Source organism: Janthinobacterium sp. 13, assembly GCF_002749695.1.
Taxonomy (GTDB): domain Bacteria; phylum Pseudomonadota; class Gammaproteobacteria; order Burkholderiales; family Burkholderiaceae_D; genus Janthinobacterium; species Janthinobacterium kumbetense.
This window is the reverse complement of sequence record NZ_PEEQ01000001.1, coordinates 924917-941344: the sequence shown is the minus strand read 5'-3', so window position 1 is coordinate 941344 and position 16428 is coordinate 924917. Positions and strand designations below refer to the sequence as shown.

General features: G+C 68.9%; 11 protein-coding genes. 5 read left to right on the top strand and 6 right to left on the bottom strand.

Translation table 11 applies throughout. From position 1 onward, the window contains the following. Nucleotide 1: 1 nt before the first annotated feature. From rlmB to CLU94_RS03935, 3 genes are all read left to right on the top strand, one after another. Nucleotides 2-745 carry a 23S rRNA (guanosine(2251)-2'-O)-methyltransferase RlmB gene (gene rlmB / locus CLU94_RS03945; RefSeq protein WP_034756912.1) on the top strand — a complete coding sequence of 248 codons (744 nt, stop codon included), beginning with the start codon at nucleotides 2-4 and terminating at the stop codon, nucleotides 743-745. 132 nt (nucleotides 746-877) lie between these two features. After that, nucleotides 878-1627, top strand: coding sequence for a serine O-acetyltransferase (gene cysE / locus CLU94_RS03940; protein ID WP_099664693.1), 750 nt, complete (start codon nucleotides 878-880; stop codon nucleotides 1625-1627). A gap of 10 nt (nucleotides 1628-1637) precedes the next feature. After that, nucleotides 1638-2336 (top strand): YceH family protein, encoded by a 699-nt coding sequence (locus tag CLU94_RS03935; protein WP_099664692.1) that lies wholly within the window; start codon nucleotides 1638-1640, stop codon nucleotides 2334-2336. Between the two features lie 16 nt (nucleotides 2337-2352). Here the strand turns inward: CLU94_RS03935 and CLU94_RS03930 are convergent, their stop codons facing one another. Both CLU94_RS03930 and CLU94_RS03925 read right to left on the bottom strand, forming a co-directional pair. After that, entirely contained in the window at nucleotides 2353-2721 is a 369-nt protein-coding gene (locus CLU94_RS03930) for a tetratricopeptide repeat protein (protein ID WP_099664691.1), read from the bottom strand. Nucleotides 2722-2728: 7 nt separating this feature from the next. Then, nucleotides 2729-3178 (bottom strand): DUF4240 domain-containing protein, encoded by a 450-nt coding sequence (locus tag CLU94_RS03925; protein WP_099664690.1) that lies wholly within the window; start codon nucleotides 3176-3178, stop codon nucleotides 2729-2731. Nucleotides 3179-3370: 192 nt separating this feature from the next. Between CLU94_RS03925 and CLU94_RS03920 the strand changes: the two genes are divergently transcribed. Further along, on the top strand, nucleotides 3371-3874 hold the full coding sequence (locus CLU94_RS03920) for a DUF2199 domain-containing protein (protein ID WP_099664689.1): 504 nt from the start codon (nucleotides 3371-3373) through the stop codon (nucleotides 3872-3874). Nucleotides 3875-3933: 59 nt separating this feature from the next. Further along, nucleotides 3934-4578, top strand: coding sequence for a uridine kinase (udk, locus tag CLU94_RS03915; RefSeq protein ID WP_099668153.1), 645 nt, complete (start codon nucleotides 3934-3936; stop codon nucleotides 4576-4578). 27 nt (nucleotides 4579-4605) lie between these two features. On the opposite strand, the gene CLU94_RS03910 is transcribed toward udk, so the two are convergent. The 4 genes from CLU94_RS03910 to CLU94_RS28320 all read right to left on the bottom strand — a co-directional run bounded on the left by CLU94_RS03910 (nucleotide 4606) and on the right by CLU94_RS28320 (nucleotide 16367). Continuing rightward, nucleotides 4606-5775, bottom strand: coding sequence for an HlyD family type I secretion periplasmic adaptor subunit (locus CLU94_RS03910; protein ID WP_099664688.1), 1170 nt, complete (start codon nucleotides 5773-5775; stop codon nucleotides 4606-4608). Next, nucleotides 5772-7925 carry an ATP-binding cassette domain-containing protein gene (locus tag CLU94_RS03905; protein ID WP_218965275.1) on the bottom strand — a complete coding sequence of 718 codons (2154 nt, stop codon included), beginning with the start codon at nucleotides 7923-7925 and terminating at the stop codon, nucleotides 5772-5774. Before CLU94_RS03905 ends, CLU94_RS03910 begins: the two co-directional genes overlap by 4 nt. A 28-nt stretch (nucleotides 7926-7953) precedes the next feature. Beyond that, entirely contained in the window at nucleotides 7954-9222 is a 1269-nt protein-coding gene (locus CLU94_RS03900; RefSeq protein WP_180278589.1) for a TolC family protein, read from the bottom strand. A gap of 122 nt (nucleotides 9223-9344) precedes the next feature. Continuing rightward, nucleotides 9345-16367: a hypothetical protein gene (locus CLU94_RS28320; RefSeq protein WP_180278588.1), complete on the bottom strand. Its 7023-nt coding sequence runs from the start codon at nucleotides 16365-16367 to the stop codon at nucleotides 9345-9347. Nucleotides 16368-16428: the final 61 nt, after the last annotated feature.

Below are 16428 nucleotides of genomic sequence, written 5' to 3'. Positions count from 1 at the left end.
AATGAAGAATAAAATGATTTTCGGCTTCCACGCCGTCACCTCGCGTCTGCGTCATGAAGCGTCGTCCGTGGAAGAAATTTTTGTCGATGCCAGCCGCGTCGACGGCCGCATGAAGGACATGATCGCCGCCGCCAAGGCTGCCAACGTGCGCGTCATGCCTGTCGACTCGTCGCGTCTGGACAAGATCGTCGGCACGCGCCGTCACCAGGGCGTGATCGCGTTTGCCTCGCAACTGTCGCTGGCGCGCAATCTCGATGAGTTGCTGGACGCTATCGACGGCCCGCCGCTGCTGTTGATTCTCGACGGCATCACCGACCCGCACAACCTGGGCGCCTGCCTACGCGTGGCCGACGGTGTCGGCGCACATGCCGTCATCGTGCCGAAGGACCGCGCCGTGGGCCTCAACGCCACGGCCGCCAAGGTCGCCAGCGGCGCCGCCGAAACCGTCCCGTACATCACCGTGACGAATCTGGCGCGCACCATGCGTGAACTCAAGGAACGCGGCATCTGGCTGATCGGCACGTCGGACGACGGCGAAAAAGGCTTGTACGAAGCCGATTTCACGGGCCCGACGGCCCTCGTCATGGGTTCCGAAGGCGAAGGCATGCGCCGTTTGACGCGCGACACCTGCGATATCCTCGTCAGCATCCCGATGTTCGGCTCCGTCGAGAGCTTGAACGTGTCGGTCGCTTCCGGCGTCTGTCTGTACGAAGCCCGCCGCCAGCGGATCGCTTTGGAAGCTTAAGAACGTCCTGAACGTTTTGTAGCGCTTCCATGATCGGCCGCCGCCCTGGTGCTGGCGGCCGATTTGCTTTCCCCTCCAGCATTCCCCCGCCGAATACGCTACCATTTGCGTTCCACCTTATTCATTGTCATTATGTTCCACCACCTGCGCGAAGATATCAACAGCATCATTGAACGTGACCCCGCCGCCCGCAATGGCTGGGAGGTGCTGACCTGTTATCCGGGCTTGCACGCCATCGTCATGCACGGCTGGGCGCACTGGTGCTGGACGCGGCACATGAAGTGGGTAGGGCGCTTCATTTCGTATATCGGCCGCATCATCACGGGCATCGAGATCCATCCGGGCGCCGTCATCGGCCGGCGCGTCTTCATCGACCATGGCTTCGGCGTGGTGATCGGCGAGACGGCCGTCGTCGGCGACGATTGCACCATCTACCAGGGCGTGACTTTGGGCGGCACCTCGCTGCACAGCGGCAGCAAACGCCATCCGACCCTGGAACGGGGCGTCATCGTCGGCGCCGGCGCGCAGGTGCTGGGCAGCTTCACGGTGGGCGAGTACGCCAAGGTGGGCTCGAACGCCGTGCTGCTGAAACCCGTGCCGTCCGGCGCCACGGCCGTCGGCAACCCCGCGCACATCGTGCAAAAGGATGTCAGCGCCCTGCGCGAGGGCAGCACGGCCCATTTGTTCGCCGCGTATGGCGTCACGCCCAACGGCGACGATCCCCTGTCGAAAGCCCTGCAAGGCTTGATCACGCACGCCGTGGCGCAGGAACAGCGCATCGAGACCATCCTCGCCACCCTGAAGGCGGCGGGCATCTGCTGCCAGGGCGTGCCCGAGTGTGATAAATTTGATTCCGAGCAAATGAACAAGCTGGTTGATTAAGGATACAGGCATGACTACAGACGCAAACGTAGCAGAGAAAAGCAGCGACAATCCGAATCTGCTCGACCCCTTCGAGATCCGCGTGCTGGCCGTGCTGGCCGAAAAGGAAGCGCTGACGCCGGACAGCTACCCGCTGTCGCTCAACGCGCTGACGAACGGCTGCAACCAGCTGTCCAGCCGCGACCCCGTCATGGCCCTGTCCGAAGAAACCGTCTACGATGTGTTGCAGCGTTTGATGCAGCGCAAATTCGTCAACGGCATCACGCAGGCGGGCGCGCGTGTCGCCAAGTACGAACACCGCATGCGCATCAAGTGGTCGCTGGAACAGGACAAGCTGGCCATCCTGACGATCTTGATGCTGCGCGGCTTGCAGACGGCGGGCGAGATCCGCAGCCGCAGCGGCAGGGTACATGAATTCAAGTCCGTGGCGGAAGTGGAAGCCGGCCTGCAATTCTTGATCGACAAATACCCGCCGCTGGTGGCCAAGCTGGCCGTCGCTCCCGGTGCCAAGGAACCGCGCTACGGCCATCTGCTGGGCGGCGAAGAAGCGCTGGCGCAGATCGAGACGGCGGCCGGTTTTGCTGGCGCCGTCAGCGCGCCGCAGCAGGGCAGCAGGGTCGCCCAGCTGGAACAGGAAGTGCTGCAATTGCGCAGCGATTTCGACGGCCTGGCGGCGCAGTTCGAGGCGTTCCGCAAGCAGTTCGAATAGTTTTCAGGGCACGCGCCTATTGGGCCTGCGGGTCGAAATAGGCGGTCCAGGTCAGGCTGGAAGCGGCAAGACCCTGCGCCTTGCCAAATTGCGCCATGGCCTTGCGCGGCTTTGCCAGTCCCGCCAGGGCCACCCCCAGGTTGTAATGGGTATGGCTGTCCGTCGAGCCCAGCTTGAGCGCTGTTTCCAGTACGTTGACGGCGTCCCTGTACTTGCCCTGGTCGCACAGCACGGCGCCCAGGCAGGTGATCAGGGCCGTGTCTTGCCGGGCCGCTTGCAAGGCGCTGCGCAACACGGCTTCAGCCGCCGCCATGTGCGCCTCCCAGTGCCCGGCATCGCCATCGGCCAGCTGGATATGCGCCCTGCTTGCGGCGATGGCGTCCATTGCCGCCCTAGCCAGGCCAGGCGGCGGAATTGCTTCCGGTTTCATAGTCGACGCTGGCGGTAAAATCCCAGTCATCGGTGTCGCGCCCTGTCTTCTCGGACCAGGCCTCGGGAGCGACGCTCAACAGTTCTTCCAGCCACGCGTCCGTTTGATCGGGCATCAGTGTGGGGTCGGCCAGAACGCTGTCGTACGTGGCCTTGCCCGAGCCGACGACGAAACAGCGCGCATACAGGAAACTGTCATCCGACTTCCCTGAATCACCGGCCTGCTCCGCAAACACCTTGCCATCGAGCTGGTACAGTGCCTGCGCCAGGCACTCTTCGAAGCCCTTGATGTCCTTGACCGGCAACTCGGCGAGGGCTTCCGTCAATGGTTCCACCGCAGCATCGGCGTCGCCGTCTTGCAGGGCCTCACGGTCGATTTGCTCTATCAGCTGCCAAAATTTTTCTTCGTTCATTGTTCATTCCAGGTAAATAGTCCATCGATACTGAAAGAGTCCAGGCATGCAATGCCCGTGGCGCGATGCGTCCCGTCTGTGCATCTTGGGCTTGTTTAGAATATCATCTTGCCCGAATGCCAAGCGCACGGTTTCCCCAAGTAACTCTTTGCATGCAATACCGCAAACAATTCGAATAAGCAGCCTTCCCATATGACTTTTTCCTTCCAGTGCCGCTCCTGCGGCGAGACCCACACGGGCATGCCCAGCTTTGGCGCCGATGCGCCGTGGCTGTACGAGCAGATGGCGCCCGCCGAACGCGAAGCACGCTGCCAGCTCGACAGCGACGCCTGCATCGTCGACGAAGCGCACTGCTTCGTGCGCGCCACCATCGACATCCCCGTGCATGGCTTTGACGAGCCGTTCAGCTGGGGCGTGTGGGTATCGCTGAGCGGCGACAGCTTCGACGCCTGGGACGCCTGCTTCAACGATGCCAAACGGGCGCACATCGGCCCTTTCTTCGGCTGGCTCAGCACGCAGCTTCCCGTGTATCCGGACACCCTGAACCTGAAAACCCGCGTGCACCTGCGCGACGATGGCATACGTCCGGCCATCGAGCTGGAACCGACGGATCACCCGCTGGCCGTGGAACAGCGCGACGGCATCACGGCAGAGCGGGTGGCCGAGCTGTATGCGCGACTGATGCATGGCGCGTGACAGGCCCGGCGTTGCAGCCGCTCCCTGTCGGACCGCTCATGTTTCCGGTATCATTCGGCATGAATACTATTTCCTTCCAACCGTTTGTTATTGGTGTCGCTGGCGGAAGCGGCAGTGGCAAGTCCACCGTATCCCAGCAAGTGCTGGCGTCGTTCGGCGCCGACATGGTCTCGGTCGTGATGCAGGACGACTACTACTGCGACCAGACCCACCTCTCCCCTGAAGTGCGCCGGCAGCAGAATTACGACCATCCGCAGGCGTTCGAGTGGCCATTGCTGGTGCAGCACATCCAGGCCTTGCGCAATGGCGAATCGATCGAGATGCCCGAGTACGACTTCACGCTGCACAACCGCTCCGACAGGACCATCTTGGTCAAGCCGGCGCCGGTGATCGTCATCGAGGGCCTGTTTGCCCTGTATGACGAAGACTTGCGCAACATGATGTCGCTGAAGATCTTCGTCGACACGGCCTCCGACGTGCGCTTCATCCGCCGCATGCAACGCGATATCACGGAACGTGGCCGTTCGGTGGAAAGCGTCATCGAGCAATACTTGGAAACCGTGCGCCCGATGCACAAGCAATTCATCGAACCGACCAAGCGCAATGCCGACGTCATTTTGCCGCACGGCGCCAATGGCCCCGCGGTCGACATGATCACGGCCAAGGTGGCCAGCGTCATCGGTCGATTGAAACCGGCCGTTTGAAGCCTGCCGGTGACGCAGCCCGCTGCGTCACCGCTCTCCCATCGACTCCGAGAACGTCTTGGTGATCGGTTTCGTCAGGTAGCGCAAGACCGTCTTGCGGCCCGTGTTGATTTCCACGGTGGCCGTCATGCCGGGCTGGATCAGGATCGGCTCGCCATTCTTGCCCATCAGGTTGCGCCCGCTGGTCTTGATCTGCACGCGGTAGTACGGCTGCTCGTTGCCCTTGTTGTCTTCGCTTAAAGTGTCCGCGCTGATGTAGCTGACGGTGCCGCGCAGGCGGCCGTAGATGCCGTAGTCATAGGCGTCCAGTTTCACGGCCGTGGGCAGGCCGGGCTTGATGAAGGCGATGTCGGCCGGTTTGACTTTCGCTTCGATGATCAGGTCATCGTCCGTGGGCACGATTTGCAGGATTTCCTCGCCCGGCTTGGCTACGCCGCCCAGGGTAGTGAGGCGCACGTTGCGCACGATGCCGTCGGTGGGCGCGTAAATGTCCGTCGAACCCAGCTGCTCCTTGCGCTGGGTCACCGTCTGCAGCACGCCGGCCAGGTCTTCCTGGGCTTTCACCAGGTCCGTCTGGCTGTCTTGCAGGTATTTGTTGCGCCGGTTGGTGATCTGCGCCTGGATGTCGACCACTTGCCGCCGCAGTTTCAGCACCTCGGCGCGGCTGACGTCTCCCGTTTCCAGCAGCGGCAGATTCATTTCCAGCTCTTCCTTGATCAGTTTCATGGCGCTTTCCAGCGAACTCACTTCCGCCTGCACGGCGCCCTGGCGCTTGCTGAACAGGGCCAGCTGGTTGGCGCGAAATTCCGGAAACGCCTGCAGTTCGGGCGGGAACTTCGGCGCGCCGCCAAACACTTCCGCCTGCAGGCGCGCCACGGCCGCCTTCAGCCCGGCCGCCTTGGCCGTGCTTTCCAGGTAGCTCGTCTCGGCCCGCGTGCGGTCGAAACGGGCCAGCAATTCGCCTTTCTTCACGATGCTGCCTTCATGCACGCGCAGTTCGGCCAGCACGCCCCCATCGGCCACCTGGATGATCTGGTTGCGCGAGCTGGCGATCACCTGGCCGTTGGCGCGCGTGACCTGGTCCAGCTCCGCCCACGAAGCCCAGGCGATGACGCCCGCCAGCGCCGCCGTGCAGCTCCAGATCAGCACCCGGCCCCGTTTCGCTTCTTCCCTCGTTTCGACCTTGGCCAGTTTCATGCGACGGCTCCTTGCGCTGCCGCTGCCGCTGCCTGGACCACCGGCGCGGGCGCGGAAGCGGGAACGGCTTGCGGTTTGCCCGACAGCTTGGCCAGCACGGCATCGCGCGGGCCGTCCAGCAGCACCCGTCCCGCCTGCAGCACCACCAGGCGGTCGAGCAGGGGCAGGAGGGCGTTCTTGTGCGTGGTGGCGACCATGGTCACGCCTTCGGCCGCCAGCTCGCCCAATAGCCCGACGATGCGCGCTTCCGTCTTCGCATCCATGGCGCCCGTCGGCTCGTCGAGCAGCCAGATGCGCGGCTTGGCCAGCAGCAGGCGCGTGACGGCGATCAACTGGCGCTGGCCGCCCGACACGCCCCGTCCGCCTTCGGTGATGCCCAGCGCCAGTCCCCGTGGCTGGCCCAGTATCAGCTCGATCAAGCCCGTGCGTTTGGCGGCGGCCAGGATGGCTTCCTCGCCCGGGTCGGCCAGTCCCAATAACAGGTTGTCGCGCAGGGTGCCGCTGAACAGCCGCGTTTCCTGCGGCAGGTAGCCGACCATTTCGCGCACCACGGCCGGCGCCAGCAGGGCCATGTCGATGTCGCCCAGGTAGGCTTTTCCCTCGGCCGGCAGGTACAGGCCCGAGGCCAGTTTCAGCAGGGTGCTCTTGCCCGAGCCGATGGCGCCCACCAGGCCGACGCGCTCGCCGGGGCGGATGGCGAGGTTTTCCACTTCCAGCGCCACCTTTTGCGCGCCGCCATACGTAAAGCGGATGCGTTCGAAGCGCAAGCCCGTGTCGAGGCTGCGCGGCGTCAGCGCGAACTGCGCGTTGTCCGCTTCGTTGGGCAGGCTGATGACCTGTTCCAGGCCGTCGATCGAAGCGCGCGCATGCGCCCATTGCACCATCACGGCGGGCAGCTGCACGATGGGCATCAGGGCGCGGTTGCTGATGATGGTGCAGGCCATCAGGGCGCCCATGGTCATCTGGTTTTCGGCCACGAACCAGGCGCCCATGGAGATCAGCGCCACATTGGTCAGCTGCTGGAAGGCGGCCGTGATGTTCTGCGACAGGGCCGCATAGTCGCGGATATTCTGCTCGGCGTGGCTGCTCTCGGCCACCAGTTCGGCCCAGCGCGCCTGCATCATCCATTCGGCGCTGCTGCCCTTGAGTGTTTCGACGCCGTCGACGGCTTCCACCAGCAAGCCGGCCTTGCGGTTGCTGGCGTTGAGGTTCTTGCGCGTATGGCTTTCGATGGCGCGCTGGAACATCAGCCCGCACGCGAGGGCCAGCGGCAGGGCCACCAGCGGCACCACCACCAGCCAGCCGCCGATGATGGTGATCATGGCGAGAAAAATCACGGCGAAGGGCACGTCCGTCAGCACGAACAGCGATGTCGACGTGAGCACGCCGCGCACCATTTCAAAGCCTTTCACCTGCGCCGCCAGGGTACCGACGGACGCGGGGCGCGCCTCCATGCGGATGCCCAGCATGCGCTGGAAAAACCACTCGGACAGTTCATGGTCGACGTCATTGCACGAGTGGTCGACGATGCGGCTGCGCACCTGCTTGAGGATGAATTCCAGGCCGATCGACAGGGCCACGCCCACCACCAGTACCCACAGGGTGCTGAAGCTCTGGTTCGGGATCACGCGGTCGTACACCTGCATGGAAAACAGCGAGGTGGCCATGGTCAGCAGGGTCACCAGCGCCGTGGCCAGCACGGCGTCGACAAATACGCTTTTCTTCAGCCACAGGGCGTTGCGCACCAGGGCCAGGGCGCCGGGGCGGGCGCCGCTTTTTTCGCTGCGGCGCGGCAGGCCCACGCAAGCCAGGCCGGCCAGCGAGGCCAGTTGCAAGGCGCGCCCGTCGATGCCTTCGCCGCGCCAGGCGCCGTCGGCACCGCGCGACTGCAGCAAGCCCCAGCCCGTGCTGGCGCTGTAGACGGCGAACGGCAGCTCGCCCGGCGTCGGCTCGTGCAGCGCGCGCGCCGCGCCTTCCAGCCCGGCCGCCTGCCAGATGGCGGTCAACATCACGCCGGGGGCGCCGTTGTCGTCGACGTCATCGAGCTGGCGCTGCAGGTCGGCCAGGCGGGCGGCGGGCACGTGCTGTCCTGTCAGGCGGGCGGCCCGCTCGATGAGTGTCAGCAAGCCATGTTTGATGGAGGTATCCACTCTGTCTCCTGTTCGTGTTCTGTGGCGGTCAATTGGCGCGCACCGACGCGGCCGGCGCCGTGCGCCCGGCCAGGGTGCCCGTTTGCGCGGCCAGGCGCAGGCTGGCGGCGATCGCCTGCGCGCGCGTGTCTTCCAGCGAAAACTGTGCCTGGGTCGCTTCGCGCACGGCGTTGAGCACGTCGTTCCAGCTCTTGCGGCCGATCACGTACTGGCGCGCATACGATTCGAATACCTGCGTCGAGGTGGTGCTGGCCTCGCCCGCGTTGCCCAGGCGCTGGCGGCTCGCCTCGGCCTCGTTCCAGTCCAGCGTGAAACGCTCGCGCACTTCGCGTTCGGCCACGTCGTGCGCGGCGCGCGCGCCTTCGCGGCGGGCCACGGCGGCATCCACGCCCGCCTTGGCCGACAGGCCGGCGCCCGGCTGCGCCTGCAGCACCAGCATGGCGCGCGTGCGGTTGTCGGCATTGATGCCGCCCGTCGGCTTTTCCATGCGCAGCACGACTTTCGGCATGTAGGCCGAGCGCTGCATGGTGATTTCGGAATCGGCGGCCTGCGCCTCGAAATCGAGGCGGTGCAGGGTGGGGGAATAGTCGATGGCCTGGCGCATGACCCGTTCCAGGCTGGCGTCGGGCAGCGGTTCGCCCACGCCGATGCCGGTGGTGCTGACGAGGCGCACGGGCTTGCCCGCCAGCTGCGACAGCTGCGCCAGCGCGTTGTCCAGCGCCTGGCGCGCATTCGACACGTCGTTGGCCGCCTGGTAGGCGCGCGACTCGGCCAGGCGCTGGTCCGTCTGCGAGCTGACCGACTGCACCACGCGGCGCTTGATCATGTCCAGCAGGCGCTGGTGCTCGGCCAGGCCCGCCTCGGCCGAACGCACGCGCGCCGTCTGGCGCAGCGCCTCGGTGTAGGCGGCGATCACGCGCAGGGACAGGGTCAGGCGTTCTTCCTCGATGGCCGCGCCGGCCGCGTCGACCCGGCTGCTGGCGGCATCGATGCCGGCGTCGATGCGCCCGCCGCTCCACAGCGGCTGCTCGATGCGCACCACGCCGCCCGTTTCCTGCGAACCGGTGGGGACTTCCGCCGACAGGCTGGGAAAGCGCTGCCATTGCGCGCCATCGAGGTCGGCCCGCGCGGCTGCCTGCGCCGAGCGCCTGCCCTGCACGGCGGGATGGCTTTGCAGCGCCTGCTGCAAGACCTGGTCGAAGCTCCAGGCGGTGGCGCCCTGGGCATGGGCGAAAGACGCCATGGATGCCATGGCCGCGGCCATCAGCAGGGCCGCGATGCGTGGCAGTGAGGACAATGCTGGGGAACCGCTTGATCTCATCCCGTATTTTTCCGGCCCGAGGCCTGACGCATTTCAAGGTGTGGCGGGAGCGCGCCGCTGCGCGCTCCCGCTGCCGTGCCTGGCGTGGGTGCCCTGCTTCAGACGATGAAGTTGGCCGCCGTCAGCTGCGTGATGTTCACCCCGCTCAGCAGCACCAGCGCCGTGTCGATGGCGTTGGCGTTGCTCAGGTCACTCGAGTGATACACCGTCACGGCGCCGCTGTTCTGCGCATCGGCGATGACGATGTAGCCCTGGCCCGACAGGACGCTGTTGTCGGCCGCGATGGCGCTGGCTGCCGCGCCGATCGACACGGACGTGCCATCGAAGATGAACAGGTTGTCGTTGCCAAAGTCCGTGCTCAGGTTGACGCCCACCGCCACCGCTGCCGTCAGGTGGGCGATGGCCGACATGTCGATCACGTCGCCGCCGGCGGCCGGTAGGCCGGTGCTGAAGTCGCTCACCGTCAGCGGATTGTGCAGGGCGTTCTGGCTCAGCACGAACAACTGGCTCGCATCCGTCAGGTCGGCGTGGGCCTGGGCTGCCGCTGCGGCTGCGGCCGCGGCATTGGCCGACACCGTCAGCGAGTTTGCATCCGTCAGGTCCGCCTGCGCCTGCGCCTGCAGGGCGGCGGCGGCGGCCGCATCCGCTGCCAGGTGCAGGGCGGTGGCGTCCGTCAGGTTGGCCGTCTGCGCCGCGGCCAGGGCGGCTGCCGCAGCCGCATCGGCGGCCTGGGTGAGCGCCACGGCATCGGTCTGGTCGGCCAGCGCTTGCACGGCGGCGGCGTGGGCGGCGTCCGCCGCCGACACCACGGCCAGGGCGCTGGCGTCCGTTTGCGCGGCCAGGGCGTTCGCTTGCACCAGGGCCGCATCGGCTGCCTGCGCGTCGGCGTTGGCCTGGGCCGCTGCCGCATCGTCCGTGTAGGCCGCATTGGCATTGGCATGCGCCTGGGCCGCTGCTGCCGCCGCGTTGGCGGCGGCGGCATCGTCCGCTTGCGCCGCCTGGAAGGCCAGCAGCGATGCGGCGGCCTGGGCCTGGGCCAGCGGCGCGGCCGCATCGGCGGCATGGGCGGCCAGCGCGGCTGCGGCCGCATTGTTGGCGTTGACGGTGGCCGCTGCCGCTGCCGCATCGTCGGCCTGTGCCTGTTGCGTGATGGCCAGCGAAATGGCGGCCTGGGCTGCTGCGGCTGCCGCGGCGTCATCGTCGTTCTGCGCCGCGGTGGCGGCGGCCAGGGCGGTGGCTGCCGTTGCCGCCGTGCTGATGGCGAGGGCATCGGCGGCGATGGCTGCCGTGTGCGCGGCGGTGGCGGCGGCGGCATTTGCCGCCGCCTGGTTGGCGGCCGTGTCGTCGGCTTGTGCTGCCTGGGCGGCGAGCAGTGCCGCTGCTGCCGCCGCGGCGCTGGCGGCGGCGGCGACATCGGCTGCTGCTGCCGCCGTCGCTGCCGCTTGTGCGAGGGAGGCGGCTGCTGCTGCGTCCGCTGCGGCCTGGTCGTCGGCGACGGCGGCGTTGTGCGCTGCCTGGGCGTTGGCGGCGTTGGCCGCGGCCAGGGCGGCTGCCGCATCGTCGGCCTGGGCTGCCTGCGTGGCTGCCAGGGTAATGGCGGCCGCGACGGCCGCTGCCGCGGCGGCGGCATCGGCATCGTGCGCGTTTTGCGCCGCCAACTGGGCGGCGGCGGCTGCAGCTGCGGTGGCGGCGACATTGGCGTCGGCGGCGAGGGCCGCGTTCAGCGCCAGCTGCGCATTCGCGGCGGCCGTGGCGGCCGCTGCCGCCGTGGCGTCATCCGCCTGGGCATTGAGCGTGGCGGCCAGCGAGATGGCTGCCTGTGCCGCCGCCGCTGCCGCGACGGCATCGGCATTTTGCGCCGCGACGGCCGCCGCATGCGCGGCTGCCGCATTGTTGGCAGCCGTGACGGCCGCTGCATCGTCGGCCTGGGCCGACGCCAGCGCCGCATGGGCGGCTGCCGCATTCGCGTCGGCCTGGGCTGCCGCATCGGACGCATTTTGCGCGGAGATGAGCAGGTTCAGCTTGAGCGTCTTGTCATTGTCGGCGTCCAGGGCGTTGGTATCGGCCGTTACCGCCGCGTTCAGGTTGGCGATGGCCGCGTTGAGCGCCGCATGGGCATTGAGGGCGGCCGTGTCGGCCAATTGCGCCGCCAGCGTGGCTGCTGCCGACAGGGCCGCCGTGTGCGCGGCACTGGCGGCCGCATCGTCGGCGGCCAGCGCGGCGCTGGCTGCGGCCAGTGCATTGTTGGCCGCCGTGGCGAGGGCGGCCAGGCCGGCGTCGGCCTGCAGCGCGGCGTCGGCAATGATCTGCGCGGCCGCGGCGGCGGCTGCCGTGCTTGCCGCCGTGGCGTCGGCGCCCACGGCGGCATTGGTGGCGGCAAGCGAGTTGCTGGCCGTCAGGATTGCCGCATTGAGCGCCGTCGTGGCCGCATTCAGGGCCGCTTGCGCATTGTTGGCCGCCGTGGCCGCTGCTGCGGCGACGCTGTCGTCGTTCAGGGCCTGGTTCAGGGCGGCCAGTGCGGCTGCTGCCGCCGTCGCCGTCGTGCCGACGGCCAGGTCGGCCGCCTGCGCGGCTTGCGTGGCGGCCAGCGAGATGGCCGCCGTGAGGGCGGCTGCTGCTGCTGCGGCATCGTCCGCCTGCGCATGCTGCGTGGCGGCGGCCGAGATGGCGGCGACGGCGGCGGCAGCGGCGGCGGCCGTATCGGCGGCGGTAGCGGCCGCAGCGGCAGCCGTGGCGTTGGTGGAGTTGAGGACGGCGGCTGCGGCGGCCGCATCGTCAGCCAGCGCCTGGTTCAGCGCGGTCAATGCATTGGCGGCGATGGTGGCGGCGCTGGCGGCCGCATTGTCGGCCAGCTGGGCCGCTTGCGCGGCCGCTTGCGAGGCATTGGCGACGGTGGCGGCCGTGGCGGCGGCCAGATCGTCGGCGACGGCGGCGGCCGTGGCTGCATTGGCCGTGACGGCAGCCGCGGCGGTAGCTGCCGCATTCGCGTCGGCGGCCAGGGCCGCATTCAAGGCGGCCAGGGCATTGGCTGCCGTCGCTGCCGTCGCGGCGGCGGCGGCATCGGCCGCTTGCGCTGCCTGCGCCGCTGCCAGCGAGGTGGCGGCCACGCCAGCGGCGGTCGCCGCGAGAGTGTCGTCCAGCTGCGCCGCCGTGGCGGCAGCCTGCGAGGTCAGGGCCAGCGTGGCGGCGGCGGTGGCGGCATTGTCGGCGGCAATCGCATTGTTCAGCGTGACCAGCGAGGCGGCAGCCGTGGCGGCCGTCGAGGCGGCAGCCGCATCGTCGGCTTGCGCCGCCAGCGCCGCCGTGTGCGACAGGCCGGCCGTGGTGGCGGCCACGGTGGCGGCCAGCGCGGCCACCAGGTCGAGTGGATGGGCGGCCGAATAGGCGGCAGCCGCAGCGGCGCTCGCGGCATCGTTGTTGGCGATGGTGGTCAGCGCGGCCGCGTCCGTCAGCGCCGCCTTGGTGGCGGCCACGGTGGCGGCCGTGACGTCGAGCGTATGCTGGGTGCCCAGCACGACGGCGTCGGTCAGGCCGGCAACGGTGGCGGCGGTCGCGGCGGCCGTGGCATTCACGGTCGCCACCAGGCCCAGGGCGACGGCGTCCGTCAGGCTGGCCGTTGTTTGCGCGGCGGTGGCGGCGGCCGCATCGACGGTGGCCGTCAGCCCCAGGGCCACGGCATCGGTCAGCGCGGCGGTGGCGGCAGCCGTGTTGGCGGCAGCAGTGGCGGCCGCCGAGACGGTGCCCAGGGCAACGGCGTCCGTCAGGTTGGCTGTCGTGGCGGCCAGGCTGGCGGCCGTGTTGGCGGCCGTCGAGACGAGGCCCAGCGCCACGGCATCGGTGAGGTTGGCCGTCGTTTGCGCCGTGGCGGCGAGCGCCGCATCGGCCGTGGCGACGAGGCCCAGGGCCGTGGCGTCCGTCAACGAGGCGGTGGCGGCGGCCGTATTGGCGGCCGTGGTGGCGGCGGCCGAGAGCGTGCCCAGTGCCACCGCATCGGTCAGGTTGGCAACATTCGTCGCCGTATTGGCGGCGGCGGCCGCGGCGGCGGCGGCCAGGCCCAGGGCGGCCGCGTCCGTCAAGTTGGCCGTTGTCAGCAGGGTGGCGGCCAAGGTGGCATCGGCGGTCGAGATCACGCTCAGCGCCGTGGCATCCGTCAGTGCCGCCAGGCTGGCGGCCGAGGCGGCAGCCAGGCCATCGGCGTTGGAAATGAGGCTCAGCGCGATGGCGTCCGTCTGGCCCGCCGTCGTGACGGCTGCGGCGGCGGCCGCATCGGCGGTCGACGACGCCACGGCCAGGGCCGCGGCATCGGTCTGGCCGGCCACGAGCTGTGCCGCGGTCAGGGCGTTTTGCGCCAGCGTATTGGCGGCCGTCAGTGTGCTGACGGCGGCCTGGGCGGCAAGTTCGGCGGCGGCATCGGCGGTGGAGACAAGGCCCAGCGCGCCGGCATCGGTCAGGGCGGCGGTGGCCGCTGCTGCCGTGGCGGCAGCTTGGGCCGCCGCCGCGGCGCTGACGGCCGAGATGTCGATCCCGCCCAGCAGGGCAGCCGTTTCCGCCGCCGCAACGGCCGCGGCGGCGGTGTTGGCGAGCGCCACGGCGTCGGTCAGGTTGGCAGTGGTCAGCGCAGTCGCGGCCGCCAGCGCATCGGCGGCGGAGATGCCGGCGAGGAAGAGGGCATCCGTCAGGTTGGCAGTGATGTCGGCATTGTCGGAATCGAGCTGCAAGGCGTTGACGGTGGCCGTCAGGTCGACGACGCTGGTCTGCCCGGCCGTGACGTTGGCGGCCAGGGCGGCGAGGTTGGCCAGGTTGAAGGCATTCAGGGCGACGTTGACGTCCAGCAGGCTCGCTTGCGAATGGGCGGCCGCCGCATCCGCATCGGCCTGGTCGGCAGCTTGCTGCAGAGCAACTACATCGGTCTGACCGGCCACTGCCTGGGCATTTGCGGCATCGCTGGCTGCCGCCGCGTCGGCAGCGGCCAGGGCGGCAGCATCCGTCTGGTCGGCGGTGGCTTGCGCTGCCAGCGCGGCGGCGGCGTCATTGTCGGAGACGATTTGCAGCGCGGCCGCATCGGTCAGCGCCGCTTGCGCGGCGGCGGCGGTCGAGGTGTTGGCGGCGGCATCGGCCGTGATCTGCAGGGCGGCCGCGTCGCTCAGGTTGGCTGTCACCACGGCGTTGGCGGCAGCAGTGGCGGCAGCGGCGGCAGCGATGTCGAGCGCGGCGGCATCCGTGTTGCCGGCCAGGGTGGCCGCTGTCGCCGCTGCGGCGGCGTCGGCACTGGAAATGAGGGCCAGCGCTGCCGCGTCGGTCAGGTCGGCCTGCGCCTGCGCCGCATCCGACGCCAGGGTGGCCGCATCGGCGATCAGCCCCAGGGTGGGCGCGTCCGTCATGTTCGCTTGTGTCTGCGCATTTGCGGCGTTCGTGGCGGCCGCATCGGCGGCGGCCTGCAGGGCCACGGCATCGGTGGCGTTGGCGATCGATGCATCCCAGGCGGCGACGCCGGCGGCGGCGTCCGCTGCCATGGTCAGCGTCACGGCGTCGGTGAGTCCTGCTTGCGTGCTGGCCGCTGCGGCGGCACTCACTGCCGCAGTGGCGGCGATGCCCAGTGCCGCAGCGTCGCTGGCATTGGCGTTGATTGCCGCATTCGCTGCCGCGGTAGCGGCCGCATTCGAGGCGGCGGTCAGGGCGACGGCATCGGTGGCGGCGGCCACGCTGGCGGCCGCGGCGGCGGTGGCCGCATCGGCATCGGAGATGACTGTCAGGGCGGCGGCGTCCGTCAGGCTGGCCTGTATGCCGGCCGTGACGGCGGCGTTGGCGGCGGCCGTTGCCGCCAGGTCCAGCGCGGCGGCGTCCGTGGCATTGGCCAGCGCCGTGGCGGCGGCAGCGGCGGCGGCATCATTGGCCGAGATGACGCCCAGCGCCGCCGCATCGGTCAGCGCTGCCTGGGTATTGGCGGCGGTGGAGACGACATCGGCCGCATCGGCGATCAATTGCAGCGCGGGGGCGTTGGTCTGGTCCGCTTGCGTCTGTGCCGCATCGGCAGCGGCGTGCGCGGCGGCGGCGTTGGCGGCGGCCGTGACGGCAGCCGCATCGGCATTTTGTGCCGACGTGGTGGCGGCCAGCGAAATGGCGGCGGTCGCGGCAGCAGCCGCGGCCGCGTTGTCGTCGGTCGTGGCAGCCGTGGCAGCGGCTTGCGCACCGGGCACGGCGGCTGCCGTGCTGGCGGCCAGCACATCGTCGCTGGTGGCGTTATTGGCTGCGAGCAAGGCTGCTGCCGCTGCAGCTGCAGCGGCGGCAGCCTGCTGGTCGGCGAGCGTGGCCGCATTCGCCGCTGCCAGCGCAGCTGCTGCCGTGGCGGCGGCTGCCGCGGCGGCGGCATCATCGGCCAGGGCATTGCTGGCCGCCGCGACCGCTGCTGCTGCAGCCAGCACGGCCGCGTCGGTAATGGTCGTCGTCGTGGATTGATTTCCCGTGCTACCGCCGGTCGAGCCGCCCGTGCCGCCAGTTCCTCCCGTTCCGCCCGTGCCACCGGTTCCTCCCGTGCCCGTGCCGCCAGTGCCCGTGCCACCGGTGCCGGCACCGCCAGCCGCGGCACCGCCTCCGCCGCCACCGCCAGCCGCGGCGGCTACCAGGCCAAGGCCGCCGAGCGCGCCCAGCACGCCAAGTCCGCCCAGGCCGCCTGCAGCGCCGGCGCCTGCACCCGCTCCAGCTGATGCTCCTGCGACATCCACGACGCTGCCGCTGGGGATGCCGGCCGCGCCCGCGCCGGTGCCTGCCGCGCCCGCGGCGCCGCCGTTGTTGTCGCTTTGCGACGTGCCGGGATCGGCACTGCCGTTGCCGGCCTGGCCTGCGGCCGCACCGCCGCCACCAGCTGCCAAGGCGGCTGCCGCCACCGCCGCGGCCGTGCCCAGGGCAGCGGCATTGCCGCTATCGGCGCTTCCCGTGACTTCCACGACATTTTCAGGCGGCATGGTCGCGCTGGCATCGGCCCCTTTTATCAGCTCGTCTTCGTCATATTGCTTGCGGTCGCCGTTTTTCGGATTGACCGCTTTTTTAGCGGGCGTAGCGACCTTGACGCCAGCGCCTTCGGCATTGACGGGAACTTGTGCTGGATTTTGGGTGGTGGCCATTTGAAAATCTCCGGAAGAAGGTTATACGTTCGTTCAATTTTTTAAGATATTAAAAAATCAA

Coding starts and splice junctions, on each gene's coding strand:
- rlmB (WP_034756912.1), top strand. CDS start 2: ATGAAGAATAAAATGATTTTCGGCTTCCACGCCGTCACCTCGCGTCTG.
- CLU94_RS03925 (WP_099664690.1), bottom strand. CDS start 3,178: ATGAACGAAGAAAAATTTTGGCAGCTGATAGAGCAAATCGACCGTGAG.
- CLU94_RS03930 (WP_099664691.1), bottom strand. CDS start 2,721: ATGGACGCCATCGCCGCAAGCAGGGCGCATATCCAGCTGGCCGATGGC.
- CLU94_RS03910 (WP_099664688.1), bottom strand. CDS start 5,775: ATGAAACTGGCCAAGGTCGAAACGAGGGAAGAAGCGAAACGGGGCCGG.
- CLU94_RS03935 (WP_099664692.1), top strand. CDS start 1,638: ATGACTACAGACGCAAACGTAGCAGAGAAAAGCAGCGACAATCCGAAT.
- cysE (WP_099664693.1), top strand. CDS start 878: ATGTTCCACCACCTGCGCGAAGATATCAACAGCATCATTGAACGTGAC.
- CLU94_RS03920 (WP_099664689.1), top strand. CDS start 3,371: ATGACTTTTTCCTTCCAGTGCCGCTCCTGCGGCGAGACCCACACGGGC.
- udk (WP_099668153.1), top strand. CDS start 3,934: ATGAATACTATTTCCTTCCAACCGTTTGTTATTGGTGTCGCTGGCGGA.
- CLU94_RS28320 (WP_180278588.1), bottom strand. CDS start 16,367: ATGGCCACCACCCAAAATCCAGCACAAGTTCCCGTCAATGCCGAAGGC.